Origin of the sequence: Shewanella gelidii, from assembly GCF_014647855.1 — a bacterium.
In the GTDB taxonomy this organism is placed as follows: Bacteria; Pseudomonadota; Gammaproteobacteria; order Enterobacterales; family Shewanellaceae; genus Shewanella; species Shewanella gelidii.
This window is the reverse complement of sequence record NZ_BMPZ01000003.1, coordinates 68849-83122: the sequence shown is the minus strand read 5'-3', so window position 1 is coordinate 83122 and position 14274 is coordinate 68849. Positions and strand designations below refer to the sequence as shown.

12 protein-coding genes are annotated in these 14274 nt (G+C 45.3%); 2 read left to right on the top strand and 10 right to left on the bottom strand.

Annotation, left to right across the window (positions count from 1 at the left end; translation table 11 throughout):
* Positions 1-105: 105 nt before the first annotated feature.
* The 9 genes from IEY18_RS07335 to serA all read right to left on the bottom strand — a co-directional run bounded on the left by IEY18_RS07335 (position 106) and on the right by serA (position 9535).
* Positions 106-825: a hypothetical protein gene (locus IEY18_RS07335; RefSeq protein ID WP_188919352.1), complete on the bottom strand. Its 720-nt coding sequence runs from the start codon at positions 823-825 to the stop codon at positions 106-108.
* Between the two features lie 664 nt (positions 826-1489).
* Positions 1490-2344, bottom strand: coding sequence for an ABC transporter ATP-binding protein (locus IEY18_RS07330; protein ID WP_188919350.1), 855 nt, complete (start codon positions 2342-2344; stop codon positions 1490-1492).
* A 69-nt stretch (positions 2345-2413) separates the two neighbouring features.
* Positions 2414-3397 carry an ABC transporter permease gene (locus IEY18_RS07325; RefSeq protein ID WP_188919348.1) on the bottom strand — a complete coding sequence of 328 codons (984 nt, stop codon included), beginning with the start codon at positions 3395-3397 and terminating at the stop codon, positions 2414-2416.
* A gap of 77 nt (positions 3398-3474) precedes the next feature.
* Positions 3475-4791, bottom strand: coding sequence for a CmpA/NrtA family ABC transporter substrate-binding protein (locus IEY18_RS07320; protein WP_229779798.1), 1317 nt, complete (start codon positions 4789-4791; stop codon positions 3475-3477).
* Between the two features lie 611 nt (positions 4792-5402).
* Entirely contained in the window at positions 5403-5948 is a 546-nt protein-coding gene (locus tag IEY18_RS07315) for a YqiA/YcfP family alpha/beta fold hydrolase (RefSeq protein ID WP_188919344.1), read from the bottom strand.
* A 26-nt stretch (positions 5949-5974) separates the two neighbouring features.
* Complete coding sequence (locus IEY18_RS07310; protein WP_188919342.1) at positions 5975-6325, bottom strand: TraR/DksA C4-type zinc finger protein; 351 nt, start codon at positions 6323-6325, stop codon at positions 5975-5977.
* Positions 6326-6577: 252 nt separating this feature from the next.
* Positions 6578-7552 carry a tRNA-modifying protein YgfZ gene (ygfZ, locus tag IEY18_RS07305; protein WP_188919340.1) on the bottom strand — a complete coding sequence of 325 codons (975 nt, stop codon included), beginning with the start codon at positions 7550-7552 and terminating at the stop codon, positions 6578-6580.
* Between the two features lie 197 nt (positions 7553-7749).
* Complete coding sequence (locus IEY18_RS07300; protein WP_188919338.1) at positions 7750-8121, bottom strand: DUF3224 domain-containing protein; 372 nt, start codon at positions 8119-8121, stop codon at positions 7750-7752.
* A 184-nt stretch (positions 8122-8305) separates the two neighbouring features.
* Positions 8306-9535 carry a phosphoglycerate dehydrogenase gene (gene serA / locus IEY18_RS07295; RefSeq protein WP_188919336.1) on the bottom strand — a complete coding sequence of 410 codons (1230 nt, stop codon included), beginning with the start codon at positions 9533-9535 and terminating at the stop codon, positions 8306-8308.
* 141 nt (positions 9536-9676) lie between these two features.
* Here serA and IEY18_RS07290 point away from each other — a divergent pair, with 141 nt between their 5' ends.
* Complete coding sequence (locus IEY18_RS07290; RefSeq protein WP_188919333.1) at positions 9677-10270, top strand: DUF2238 domain-containing protein; 594 nt, start codon at positions 9677-9679, stop codon at positions 10268-10270.
* A 48-nt stretch (positions 10271-10318) separates the two neighbouring features.
* Here the strand turns inward: IEY18_RS07290 and IEY18_RS07285 are convergent, their stop codons facing one another.
* Positions 10319-10762 (bottom strand): hypothetical protein, encoded by a 444-nt coding sequence (locus IEY18_RS07285; protein ID WP_229779776.1) that lies wholly within the window; start codon positions 10760-10762, stop codon positions 10319-10321.
* A gap of 674 nt (positions 10763-11436) precedes the next feature.
* Between IEY18_RS07285 and exeM the strand changes: the two genes are divergently transcribed.
* Positions 11437-14106: an extracellular exonuclease ExeM gene (gene exeM / locus IEY18_RS07280; protein ID WP_188919331.1), complete on the top strand. Its 2670-nt coding sequence runs from the start codon at positions 11437-11439 to the stop codon at positions 14104-14106.
* Positions 14107-14274: the final 168 nt, after the last annotated feature.

Sequence of the window (14274 nt, the reverse complement as noted above, 5' to 3'; positions counted from 1 at the left end):
GTTCGCCTGTGCTATCCGTTGTCAGTTGATGAATCCCTAGGGCAGCGTTAGCAAGCTGGACTCCGCTGACGATTGCATGCACGCGACGGTTTATGGCTCTTTCAACTATACGAACTGAAGACTTACAAACATGGCAATAAGAATCATGGTCGCAATCAGACCGATCACACTAATGGCGATGATTTCCCAATTAGACGCGCGAACGAATCCCGCATGCTCTTGAATATCATCGCTACTCAGTTGCGTTTTACGGGAAAGCTCTCGTGCAGTAATGGCGTAAAGGAGGGGGATGATTGTGGGAGGAAAGGCGTCGGGCAGGTATGGAAGCACTGCAAATAGGGGAACCATAATCATGCTACCCAAAACCAAGGTCCGTTTCGCAAACCTGTCATTTCCTAATGATTGATAGTTCGCCCACAGAAAATAGATTGCAGAGATTGGCCCTCCCAAAAATGAGCCCAAGGCGATTTGGATTGGCGTATACATAGCGACGTCTAGATTAGCGTGAGGCTGGCTGTGTGCGTTAGAAAAATGCTTCATCGCTAGACTAATGGGGATGACAGGCATCAAAGACGCAAAAACCTTGAAAGCCATAAGCACGAAAAAAAATTCTGCCGTGGGAAGTGCTTCAATAAAAGCAGGGATCTGGCCCATATAAGTGATATAGATTAAGGTTTTATGAGCTAAATAGTAGGCTAAGAAAGAACACGCAAAAGCAATTACGCACCATTTCAAAGGCTTTAGGCTTAGTTTTTTAGCAACAAGAAATATCGCTGATGAGGCAAAAACCGAGGCCGCTAGCTCGGCCCACATACCGTTGTCCATTATATTCTCCCGCCTTCAGTGGCTTGTTGGTATATTTGGCTGCTGAATCAATGTTGCCGGATCAAGGATAGGGTAAGGCGCAATGTCTTGACCTTGTCACCAGGCCAAGACATTGCGCCCAACATTTTAATCATCAAATCTCTTTCTTTGAGTCGGCACTATACATGATGATGTATTTTGCGCTAACGAAAGTGCTGAATCACGCGTATGGGTACGCCAAACTCCATTGGATACGCCATATGCACAGTACTTTTATGTCAAGCGATTGATTTTTTGACGTATTCTATCAGTGAGGCGAAGAAAAAACGAGCACAGGTGCTCGCAGGGCGAAATATCAATCTAAACGGTTAGATTGATATTTCATTTTGTCGATTACCCGCCGTAGGCTCTCGATATCCGCATATTATAAGTGACATCGTAAGCGCAGCTATGTGAGTTTGAGATGACATCGGATAGGCAAAACGCCTGCTTGCGGTATTCGGATGTACGAGAAAAGCTCTGCCATCGACACATGTGGGCCTATGGATACGAGGGGCTGAATATCTTCGTTGAGATCTGACCTGAATGGTTCAAATAGGCTGGCGAATAAAAGCAGTTCCTTGGACTAAGTGGAATTGAAATGGCCAATAGAAGGCCATTTCAATCTATCGTCGTAAGCAAGCGGTTAGGCTGAGGCCGCCGCTGAGTCATCCTCTGAATTTTTGGCTTCAGTTTTAGCTGCTGTTGGTATGACCTCGACTTTACGCTGTTTTTCATACAAAAAAGTTAATACAGCTGAGCGCAAGCGGTTGTATTCAGAATCTTCTGCCAGTGCCAGACGATTGCGCGGTCGTGGCAGGTTGACTTCCAGAATTTCACCCACAGTTGCAGCTGGACCATTGGTCATCATCACGATTTTATCTGACAGTAATACGGCTTCATCGACATCATGGGTGATCATAATGACGGTATTATTGAGCTCATTTTGAATTTCCATCAATGAGTCCTGCATATGGGCACGCGTGAGGGCATCCAGCGCGCCAAATGGCTCATCCATCAGCAGTACTTCGGGTTCCATTGCTAGAGCTCTCGCTATCCCCACGCGTTGCTTCATGCCGCCAGATATTTCATCAGGACGCTTGTCCATTGCATGATCCATGTGAACAAGCTTGAGGTTGTGCTCAATCCATTCTTTGGTTTCAGCTTTTGATTTGCTGTTACCGAATACTTGCTTCACCGCTAGCTCCACGTTTTGGTAAGCGCTCAACCACGGCAGTAACGAGTGATTTTGAAAGACCACCGCCCGTTCAGGCCCAGGCTGCTTGACCTCTTTTTTATTGAGAATGACGCCGCCGGACGTCGCTTGGTGCAAGCCCGCGACGACATTCAGTACCGTTGACTTACCACAGCCCGAGTGGCCAATTAATGAGATAAATTCGCCTTTTTTGATTTGTAAATTGACATCTTTTAATGCCGTAAATTCACCTTTTGGGGTGGGAAATGTCATATCAATGTGGCTGATATCTAAAAATGCACTCATTTCAAAATCCTTAAATCGCTAAACTTTTATAGAGCTCACAGTGGGTGAACGGCTCGATTCTTCTGCTGATTATTTATCCCAAGAAACCCACGCTTGAAGTTTTTGCATGCCTTTATCGAGCAAAAATCCGATAAAGCCGATCACCACGACAGCGGCCATAATTCGAGCAAGAGATTGTGAACTACCATTTTGGAATTCATCCCAAACGAACTTTCCTAAACCTGGGTTTTGCGCCAGCATTTCTGCGGCGATAAGTACCATCCAAGCAACACCTAAAGATAAACGCATGCCGGTAAAAATCATTGGTATCGATGCTGGAAGAACAATCTTACGGACATGGGTCAGTGGCGAAAGACGCAGTACTTTGCTGACGTTGACCAAGTCATCATCAATCGTTGATACCCCCTGTGCAGTATTAATAACCATTGGCCAGAGGCTACATAAGGTTACGGTGAGCATTGAGTTCAAGAAAGATTTAGCAACCCAAGGGTCATCGCTAACATACATTGCACTCACAACCATAGTGACAAGGGGTAACCAAGCTAAAGGTGACACAGGTTTAAATAGTTGAACAATGGGGTTGAGGGCTGCATTAAGCGTTGTGCTTAGCCCCATCCAAATACCTAGGGGAATCGCAATGGCTGCAGCGAGTAAAAAGCCACTCATGACAGTGATTAAACTGGTGCCAATTTGATCGACAAATGTCTCTTTGCCGGTATATTTACGTTGCTTGGCTTGATAATTGGGGTCTTTAGCTAATTTAGCCGCGTTGCGTTTTTCTAAGCGCTCGTAAAATTTTTGCTCTTTTTCTCTAGACTCCATATGTTCGTCATACAGTGTTCCAAATTGCTGGGCGACGGCAACGGGCCCCGGAAACTGGCCGAGTGATGTTTTAATGTTCATGGACGATGCGGACCAAAGCACCAGAAATACAGCAATGCCTACAGCGGGTAATGTCAGCGTTTTGAAAATCTGTTTCGACCAACTATAGGCGGCCTCAAACCGCGGGTTGGTTGATGTCGATTTGAAGGTGAGGGACGTCGAGTCTGTCATAATTTGCTCTCCAGATATCCTTGATACGATGCTGACGTAGTGAGATTGAGTTGGGCAGCACGCTGCCCAACGATGGCTTAAAGTCGATCACCTGCTTTAAGGCCAATTGCGAACTTACTCAGGTATGCATTAGGCTGCGTGCCGTCATAGACGATATTGTCAATAAAGTGTTTTTGCGGCTTGCGATAGCCTGTTTCCTGCGCGAAATCTGGAAACTCATCTTTGCCAATTAGTTTATCTGCAATAAGCGATTCTGCCGCGGCTTGGTAGATATCAGGACGATAGACTTTCTTCGCAAGGTCCTTATACCAGTCGTCACTTTTATCATCTGAAATCTGACCCCAGCGACGCATTTGCGTGAGATACCAAATTGCATCTGAGTAGTATGGATACGTGGCGTGGTGGCGGAAGAACACATTGAAATCTGGCACTTCACGTTTATCGCCTTTTTCATACTCAAAGGTGCCTGTCATGCTGTTGGCTATGACGTCGTAATCTGCACCCACATAGTTTGATTGGGCTAGAATCTTCACGGCTTCAGGGCGGTTGCCGTTATTATTGTCGTCAAGCCACTTTGCTGCACGGATAAGAGCGCGGGTTAAACGAATGGTGGTATTCGGGTACTTTTTGGCAAACTCTGCGGTGATCCCAAACACTTTTTCTGGGTTGTTTTTCCATATTTCATAGTCTGTGACTACCGGAACCCCAATACCTTTAAATACAGCTTGCTGGTTCCAAGGCTCCCCCACACAGTATCCGTAAATCGTGCCTGACTCTAGAGTGCTCGGCATTTGTGGTGGCGGGGTCACCGACAGCAAAGCATCTGCATCAAGCTGTCCTGATGTATCGCCTTTATGTGGCGCGTAATAGCCAGGGTGAATGCCGCCAGCAGCTAGCCAATACCTTAGCTCGTAGTTATGGGTAGAGACAGGGAATACCATTCCCATTTTGAAAGGCTTTCCTTCCGCATTGTATTGCTCAACAACGGGCTTAAGTGCATCGGCTTTTATTGGATGTACAGGTTTGCCCGAAGCATCCTTGGCTAAGCCGGGCTTCATTTTTTTCCAAACTTCGTTGGAAACGGTAATACCATTGCCATTTAAATCCATAGAGAATGGCGTGATAATCTCTGCTTTTGTGCCATAACCCATGGTGGCGGCAATTGGCTGTCCGGCAAGCATATGAGCGCCATCGAGTCGTCCATCAATGACGCCATCTAATAAAACTTTCCAGTTGGCTTGGGCTTCAATGGTGACGTAAAGGCCTTCATCTTCGAAATAGCCTTTCTCATAGGCAATGGCAATCGGTGCCATATCCGTTAATTTGATAAAGCCAAACGTGAGATCTTCCTTTTCCGGTTCACCAAGTTCCGCATGACTTAAGCTGGAAAACATCGCGGTTGAGAACGCTAGTGCAAGACTCGTGAGTTTGAGTGTATTGAGCCAGCGACTTTTCGACTTCGGTAAAAATTCCTGCGTGCCACGCACTGTTTCTGCTACTGAAATGGCCGTTGTTGAAGTGCTAAGAATTGCTTCGGTATTGGACTTCATCCTGTCTATTCTCCCTCGTCTCTCAATAAAAAGTGTATATGTAAAAATCATTAAAGCGAGATGTTGCATGCGGGCATCTCGAGCCGATGGTTGTGTTACTGACATCTTGTGGATTTGGCAATGTGCGTCAGCATCAACTCATGACCTGTGTTACCAATGGAATTACACTTTTTATGCCAAAGATGTTATGCATTGATTTATAAGAAAATAATTTTAATGGGTAGGGTTTTACTCGTTATTTAATTACAACGAAGGTGCAGTTTAGGGCAGGAATTGCACTTAAATTGAACATGAAATGGTTGTAAAAGTACCTAATTAGAGGTATGCGATCGAAGTGGTCGGTCGCCATGATGGGGTAGAAACAGTGCCATACTTGGCAGTAAGCATTTGCGGATTGGTAGGGCGAACGTAGTGATTGATTGCGTGAGGCTATCGTTCGCTAAATAGGTTTTGTATTAACCTTGGCTGCGTGTACTTCTGATGATTTCGGCGAATTTTGCTTTATTGCTCACACGATGACCCCAATCTGTGGTGATAAATGGCCATTGGCTGTTTTGGCAGAATTGTTTTTGATAGGCCGCGGGAATTAAATCGTCTTGCTCACCGATTACAATGGTCGGTAGCGGAGTTAAGGCAGGGTTTATCGGTGCAAAATCGTCGAGCATTGCTTGATCGATTCGAATTGGCTGTTGCGTGACGTAATTCATAGCAGGCTGGTGTAAGTACTTTTGTAAATGTTTGGCTGGCTCAAAACACACATTGACCGCAACGGCACGAAGCCCCGTGAGTTCTGAAAGCTTTAATGCATAGTAACCGCCCATAGAGGTCCCTAAAACACCGGTAATGGGTTGTTGCATGATGAGGTCGGTCAATGCTTGAATACTCTGACTGTAGAACTCTGGTTGGTAATCCACTGAGGTCACCTCGAGTCCAGCTTGTTTTAGCCCTGTAACGGTAGAAGATTGACCGCCTGAACCTAACCCATGTAAATACAGATACATCTCAATCCCCTCGAAGTGCGTCGTGTTTATTCTTTCTCAGCCTGGCAAGTGATACAAAAAGCTGCAGTGGGGTGGATCTCTAAGCGTGGAAACCCAATGCCTTCTCCGCACGCTTCACAAAAGCCATACTCATCAGGCTCGGCTAAAATTTTCTTTATGCGTTTAAGTTGTTCAAGCAGATGCACTTCATTGGCTTGTGCCATTTGTTGCTGTTGGATGGCATCAATTCGAGACACTCTGCCAACGGATTGCTGATCGAGAGTCACTGGAGCACTATGCTCATGCAGCGACGCAAGTTGGTCACTGCCTTCTGCGGCAAGCCGTTTTAAACCTTCAAGCAAAGTGTGTTTTTGCGCTGAAGTGAGTTCCTCTGCCATTGTGGCCGAACCTTACTCGTGAATCTGTCAGTTTTTCATCCTAAGGGATGACCTGATACAAATAAAGCAAAGCACATCGCGCAGAAGGTGAAGTGTGATCTTTGCAATAAATTACAAGTAAATTGGTAACTTACGCGCACTTTTTTGTGCATTTCATAAAAATGCGCCAAAGGCAGAAGCACTTTTGGCGCATAAAAAATACTGATGTTTAAACCATCAATAAAACATTGCTGCTATTTTATAACACAGCAATTATTCTTCCGATTCAATCTCATAAGGTAATGGAATCACGGTTAAGCTCGATGATTCATCATCAGCGACCCTGAGTACGGCGTCATTTTCGGTGTCATTGGCCAACACCGCAGTCAATAACACTTGCTCATCGGTTTGTACCCACTCGATAATATTACCCGCACGGCGGAAACTATCTTCGACAGCCACTTCAAGTTTACTTTCAGCGTTTAGCAACGTTTTACATGTGCCAGACAAAATATACAGCGCACGTTTATTGCCGCCGCGATATTTCATTCTCGCAACCGTTTCTTGGCCCATGTAGCAGCCTTTATTAAAGCTAATGCCATCAATTGATTGTAGGTTACACATTTGCGGGACGAATTGGGCTGCATGTTGCGCTGAGATGTTGGGGTAACCTGCTTTGATTTCTTCGGCTTGCCAAGCATGACAATCAACAAGCTCTATTGCTTGCGACGTTATGAGTTGCTGAGCTGCATCTTGAGTTAACCCCAAAATATAGCGAGCTGGAGCTGAGCCGTCTTTGAGCAGAAAGCCATGATCGATCTGAGTGAAAAGCTCAGTGGTTTCACCATAGTGTTGCGCAACCCACTGGCTCGCTTTCGTACCAGCTATGCCAATAAGCACATAGTCAGAGGTTGCGTTTTTTAACTCAGCTTTACTAAAGACGGCGTATTTTTGCAGCTGGGGTAAATCAACATCAATTGCAGATACCGGGAGCAGCATTTTTAGACCATCTAAATGCTTAAAAATGCGAAAGCTGGCAAGCATCTTCCCCTTTGGGTCACAATGCGCTCCCCATTTCCACTGGTTTGCTTGCAGCCCAGTAACGTCAGCAGTGATTTGACCATTCATAAAGCTTTCGGCTTGTTCACCTTCAATTTCAATTAAACCTAAGTGTGAAAGCTGGGCAAAATAGAGTTCTGGCGCAGCCGCATTTAGTGGCCACATTGGGCGAGTTACATTGGTCGTCATCATGATTCCTAATACGTCAAAGGGCAGTGCATTTTCGCGATTGTAGCACCATTTAAATCAAGGGCTAAAGGGGAACCCTCCAATTCTATGAGTGACTTGATTTTGTATCGTGTCCGTCACAACTCATGGGGCTTCAACTCCAATCAGCCCATAGCGCTGGCGCTCGCCTATGCAAGTCATCTACTAGATAGTTGGGGCTAAATTTGGTAATTCAATTGATAGTGATGAATGCCATCAACTTGAGTGATAGCGAGCTCACCTTGGATGCCTTCGAGCTCGCCTTGTCCCGAGCCTGAGACGATTACGATTTGTAGTGACTGTTCAGAGTTGGACATATTACCGACGTGGAATAAAGTAAATGCGCCCGCTTTACCAGCAAGCTCGCCTTCGAACTCTTCAATCGCTGAGTATACGGCTGAGCCACTTGGTGTGCGCTTGCTCAGCATTTGACCTGTGCCAACGCCTTGAAGCGCGCCTGAATATGTTTTTGAAATCAACAGACGACCAACATTCGGTATATCTTCATGTTGCGGGGTGAGGTTGACTTCAAACGTACCAGTAACAGACATGGGCAACTCTCCTTGGGGGTTTCCATGATACTACGCAATCTGTCTTGGTGATGTCACGGCTTATCGTATTGGCTGTTGTGGCAATACTGAACCGTGAGTTTCTAGAAAAGAGTAAGAAACAAAAAACCTCCCGCAGGAGGTTTTTGACTATATCAGCGATGGGATCGCCGAGCTTGCCGTATCATTAATACAGTAAACGGGTTCGAATTGTCCCTTCAATTTTCTTCAACTGCTCAAATGCAGTATCGGCTTGATGGGTTTCGACTTCCATGACCACGTAACCAATTTCCGACGTTGTTTGCAGGTACTGAGCGGCAATATTGATGCCTTTTTCTGCAAACGCTTGGTTGATCTTAATCAAGATACCTGGACGGTTGTGGTGAATATGTAACAGGCGCGAGGTATCGCTGTGTTGTGGGAGTGTCACTTCTGGGAAGTTAACTGCTGATACGGTTGAACCGTTATCAGAGTACTTCGCGAGTTTACCGGCAACCTCAACACCAATGTTCTCTTGTGCTTCTGCCGTACTACCACCGACATGTGGCGTCAGCAGTACATTATCCAATCCGCGTAGCGGGCTGATGAACTCATCGCTGTTTGATTTTGGCTCAACAGGGAATACATCAATTGCAGCACCTGCAAGATGGCCACTTTGCAAAGCGTCTTTTAGGGCATCGATGTCAACTACTGTGCCACGGGAAGCATTGATCAATACTGCGCCTTCACGCATGCAAGCAAACTCTGTTTTGCTCAGCATGTTTTGGGTCTGCGGAGTTTCTGGCACGTGTAAACTAACGATATCAGCCAAAGATAACAGTTGCTCTAGCGAATGAACCTGTTGGGCATTCCCTAGCGGTAACTTGTCTTGGATATCGAAGAAAATGACTTTCATGCCTAAGGTTTCGGCCAAAATACCTAGCTGGGTGCCGATGTGGCCGTACCCGATAACCCCAAGGGTTTTACCACGTACTTCATAACTGCCACTGGCACTTTTCAGCCAACCGCCACGGTGTGCGACAGCGTTGCGCTGTGGAATGCCACGCATAAGCATAATGATTTCGCCAAGCACAAGCTCTGCGACACTACGAGTGTTAGAGAAAGGGGCGTTAAAAACTGGAACGCCGAGCTTTTCTGCCGTGAGGAGGTCAACTTGGTTCGTGCCGATACAGAAACAACCAACGCCGACGAGCTTCTTTGCATGCTTAAGAATGTTCTCAGATAACTGAGTCCGGGAGCGGATACCAACAAAGTGAGCGTCTTGAATGGAAGCAACCAGTGCCTCTTCGCCAAGGGCGACTTTGTGATACTCAATATTCGTGTAACCCGCACGTTCTAGAACATCGACTGCAGATTGATGAACGCCTTCCAGTAGCAGGATCTTGATTTTATCCTTGTCCAGCGAATGTTTCGCCATGATGTGGGTACCCTCTAATTAATATAATAAATGCTTATGCTATGCTGACTTACTAAGCCAGTTTCAAAGTAGCATGTTTTTTCGTGGCTGTGGAGGTCTGGATGGCTAAAAAACATGAATAATATCGAAGGTGAAAGGAATTTGAAAAATAAAATCTCATGGATAGCAGTCTATTTTGCTGTTTTGACTTGGTCATATATTGAACCAAAAGATGGGTTTACATGGTGGCTAGAGGCGATTCCGGCAGTTCTTGCCTTACCGATACTTTTATTCACGCGTCGCTCGTTTCCATTAACTTCACTTGCTTATTGTTTGATTTTGTTTCATTGCGTGGTGTTACTCGTCGGAGCGCATTACACCTACGCAGAGGTTCCCTTGTTTAATTGGATAGCTGATTGGACTGGTGGCCGCAACAATTACGATAAGATTGGTCATTTTGCACAAGGGCTAGTGCCCGCTATTTTGGCAAGAGAAATCGTAATGCGCCTGAACGTGATCAAACCCGGCGCATGGTGCAATTTCTTTGTACTTTGCTTCGTTTTGGCATTCTCTGCTTTTTATGAATTGATCGAGTGGTGGGTGGCTGTTGCAACTGGTGAAGGTGCTGAAGCATTTTTAGGGACACAAGGCTATGTATGGGATACCCAGTCAGATATGTTCTTAGCCTTAATTGGTGGCATCATTGCGCTCACGGTTTTGGCGAAGCGTCATGACCAACAATTACAACAACTTTAACCAAGTGGTGCTGTATTCACCAACCCTTGCCAACACGTAACATACGGCTTACTCAGCAGCGGCGTGTTGCTTCGCTGCATTGATGGCTTGAACTAAGTTATCGGCATCATCGGTTCCTAAGGAAATGATGGTGCCGTCTTTTAGTTTCAACTCTACTGCTGTTAACCCTGAAACGTTATAAAGCCAGCCTGTCGAAATTAAACGTATCCCTAAGCCGTTATACCACTTCGTTTCGATTACTCGTGCCGATTCAATTTGAGATATCTCTAAAGACTTATTCCAAAATCGAGGACCAAAGAACCAAAGGATTTTGCCGTTTTCAACACTAATTGTGAGTGAGGAAAACAGTATGGCAATGATTGCGAACAGAATGAAGATATAGCCGGTAGGTTCATTGGGTTTGCTAAATGATGCAAGTAATAATAAAAGTGAAACGATACCGATGATGGCTAACATAGCTTTTGCGAGTTGAGTATTTTTATAGTGCATCATACGTTCCTTGTGTGATTCAGAACCGAGTGGTGGATCAGTCCGAAATATTCTTTTTGCACAACAACTATATCGCGGTTACAAAATAACCATATAGCGATTCGATCACAGTACAAAAGGTTTTATCTTCAATCACTTTGATTCTCATTGTCTTAAGATTCATGGTGACTGCAACGAAATGCAAGAGGATGACGTCACCGTTGGTGAAATCCTGTCCGTTGTAATTTTGGAGTGCCGAAAGCGCTGTTATTGTGATGTGATACCGTACTGGTGTGTATATAAATGTGTTCAGAGCTCTTTTTTAAGGAGGGTTGTTCTGTATATTTGTATCATTTTTTGCTCAATATTTCTTCGCACCCACAACCTTTATTAAATTTTTATAACAATCCAGTTTGAGTTTCTATGCAGTCTATATTACATGAATATACGGAATGCAGGGCTGATTAACGTATTCTTATGAAATAAAAGCACTTTTTTTACACCGACTTATTGAATGTTTTTCGAATTTTACCGTCAATGATCGGGTTTAGTTTATGCTTAATTGGGGTGATCTGAATCTCAAATGCTTTTGTTAAAGCGTGATCAAAGCCATTCTTTTTGTAATATAACTTTGTGACAATCCCCGCGCACGCCAAAACAAAATTGGCGGCTTTAATTATAATTATGGGGTTGTAAATATGAGAAACACGAACAAGCTAACGGCCATATCATTGGCGGTTGCTGCTGCATTGCCGATGATGGCAAGTGCAGACATTATTATTTCAGAATATGTCGAGGGAAGTGGCGGCAATAAGAAAGCCATTGAACTATACAATAGTGGCACCTCCAGCGTTGACTTAACTGGATATACACTCGCACGTCATAGCAATGGTGCTGCAGCTGCATCGGTGATGATCTCCTTAGATGGTCAAACGATTGCACCGAATGCGACCAAAGTCATTGTACATAACACCACTGATATTCCTGTCGCAGCTGGTGTTGACTATCTCACAAGCACTTCAATGACATTCAATGGGAATGATGCGGTTGATTTAATGAACGGCACTACCGTGATTGACCGTGTGGGTGTGTTGTCGTCGAGCGACTTTGCCAAAGACGTCACCCTAGAGCGCAAGGAAAGCGTGACGATGCCGAGCGCCACTTGGGATCAAAGCCAGTGGACTGACAAAGGTGAAAATCACCTCTCTGGCTTGGGTGCGCGTATTGGCGATGTTGCTGGTGGTGAAGAACCTGAACCAGAAGCCTTCAGCTGTGAGGGGGCGCAATTCACTCCAATTTATGATGTCCAAGGTGCTGAAGAGAAAAGTCCTTTGATTACAGATGGCTTCGAGACTGAAAATGAGTATACCGTGCGTGGTGTGGTCACTGCCCGTGGTGAAAGCTTATTCAAAGGTTTCTATATTCAAGATATGGACGGCGATGGCTCTCCGTATACCTCAGATGGCATTTTCGTAAACTTAGGAGCAAAAGCTGCAGATGACATCCAGCCGGGTGTTGAGGTTTGTGTCCAAGGTAAGGTCAAAGAATTCTACAACATGACCCAAATTGATATTTCAGCTGACAATAAGGTTGAAGTACTTGGCACGGGTGATGTTATTGAGCCGACAGCATTTTATGTTGCTGACGACGAAACCTTCGCTCAAGCGCTGGAGCGCTTTGAAGGGATGCATATCTTAGTGGATGCTGGGAGTGATTTGAAAGTTAGCCGAACCTTTAGCTACGACTATGACTCGCGCCGCAATAACATGATGTTGTCTTATAAAGCACCATTGATGAAGCCGACTCAAGTATATGCACCTTTATCTGACGCCGCGGTCGCGCTAGAAGCTGCCAACCGCGCCAATCAGCTGTTCCTAGAATCAGATTATAAAGCGCAAAATGGCGAAGTACCTTACATGCCAACGTTTAATGCCGAAGATGGCTACATTCGTGTAGGGGATCAGCTGACCAACATGACTGGTGTTGTGAGCTACAGCTACGGTGAATATCGTTTAGTCGCGACCAATGAAGTTGTGGCTGGTGACTTTATGCGAGGTGAGGATCGTTTATCCACCCCGACGATTGCGAACGAAGGTGACATACGCGTGGCGAGTTACAACGTCTTGAACTTGTTTACCAGTGACAGTGATATCGGTGGTGATCTAAATCCAAGTTGTAGCGACCAAGCAGATGCAGATGCCAGTCGCGGTTGTGGTCGCGGTGCTCACACGCTAGATGATTATCTATTGCAGCGTACTAAAATCGTGAATGCATTGGTTGAAATGAATGCAGATATTGTTGGTTTGATGGAGATTGAAAACAACGGTTTCGGCGAAGACAGTTCGATTCAGTATCTCGTCAATGCACTGAATGCTGAACTGCCTGCACTCGATGGCTATGCATTTATCGAAGCTGCGGACGCGGATAAATATAAAGGAATGTTTATCGGTGGCGATGCCATTACTGTAGGCATTTTATATCGTCCAAATAAGGTGACGCCAAGCGGTGATGCATTTGTGATAGCGACGCCGGAGCAACACGCAGCGGAAGGTGTCTCAAGTCGTGGCGAAGGGGATGATATGGAGATGAGCCCTGCCTATGACAAATACCAGCGTCATAGCTTAGGTCAGGCATTTGAAATCAATGGTGAGCAGCTTACTGTGGTGGTCAATCACCTGAAATCAAAAGGTTCAGGTTGTCTTGAAGATTGGAATCAATTTGCAGAAAGAGATGATCCAGCAGATTTGCAGGGTCACTGTAATGCATTCCGTGTTTCTGCAGCCAAAGTTCTTGGCGAAGCGTTAAAAGGTGTTGAAGGCGACTTACTGGTACTGGGTGACATGAATGCTTATGGCATGGAAGACCCAATTGCTGTGTTAACCGACTATGATGCAACTACAGCTAACCGTGAAATCATGACCGCCTCTTGGACAACCCTTGATGGTAAAGTCTATGAGCGTGAAGGCAGTAAGATTGACAAAGGTTACGGCTTAGTGAACTTAAATACACAAGGTCATGGTCCAGCGACGTACAGTTATAGCTATAGCGGTGAGCTAGGTAATCTAGACCACGCCTTAGCCAACACCACTGCTGCAGCGCGTCTTGTAGCGATTGAAGACTGGCATATTAACTCCGTTGAATCGAGCTTATTTGAGTACTCTGGAAAGTACACCGGTGACTTGGAAAAATCTGAAAATGTGTTTGCATCTTCGGATCATGATCCAATCATCGTTGCACTAAGCTACCCAGAAAAAGTGGAACCAACGCCAGAGCCAGAACCTAAAAAGAAAAGTGATGGGGGCTCTCTAAGCTTTATCGGTCTCGCTCTACTTTCAATACTTGGCTTGCGTCGTCGTATGCACAGCTAAAAGGTGGTGAATGCCACAGTGATTTGGCGATGATTGAATGTGATTGTTGTCGTCAGTTCAATGCCAAAAAAGGGAAGTGAAAACTTCCCTTTTTTATTGCTTTGCGAAAGGAAAGCTTGCGAGGATTAAATCTTGTGCTCAAGTATGGCGTAGGTACAATATCGCAAG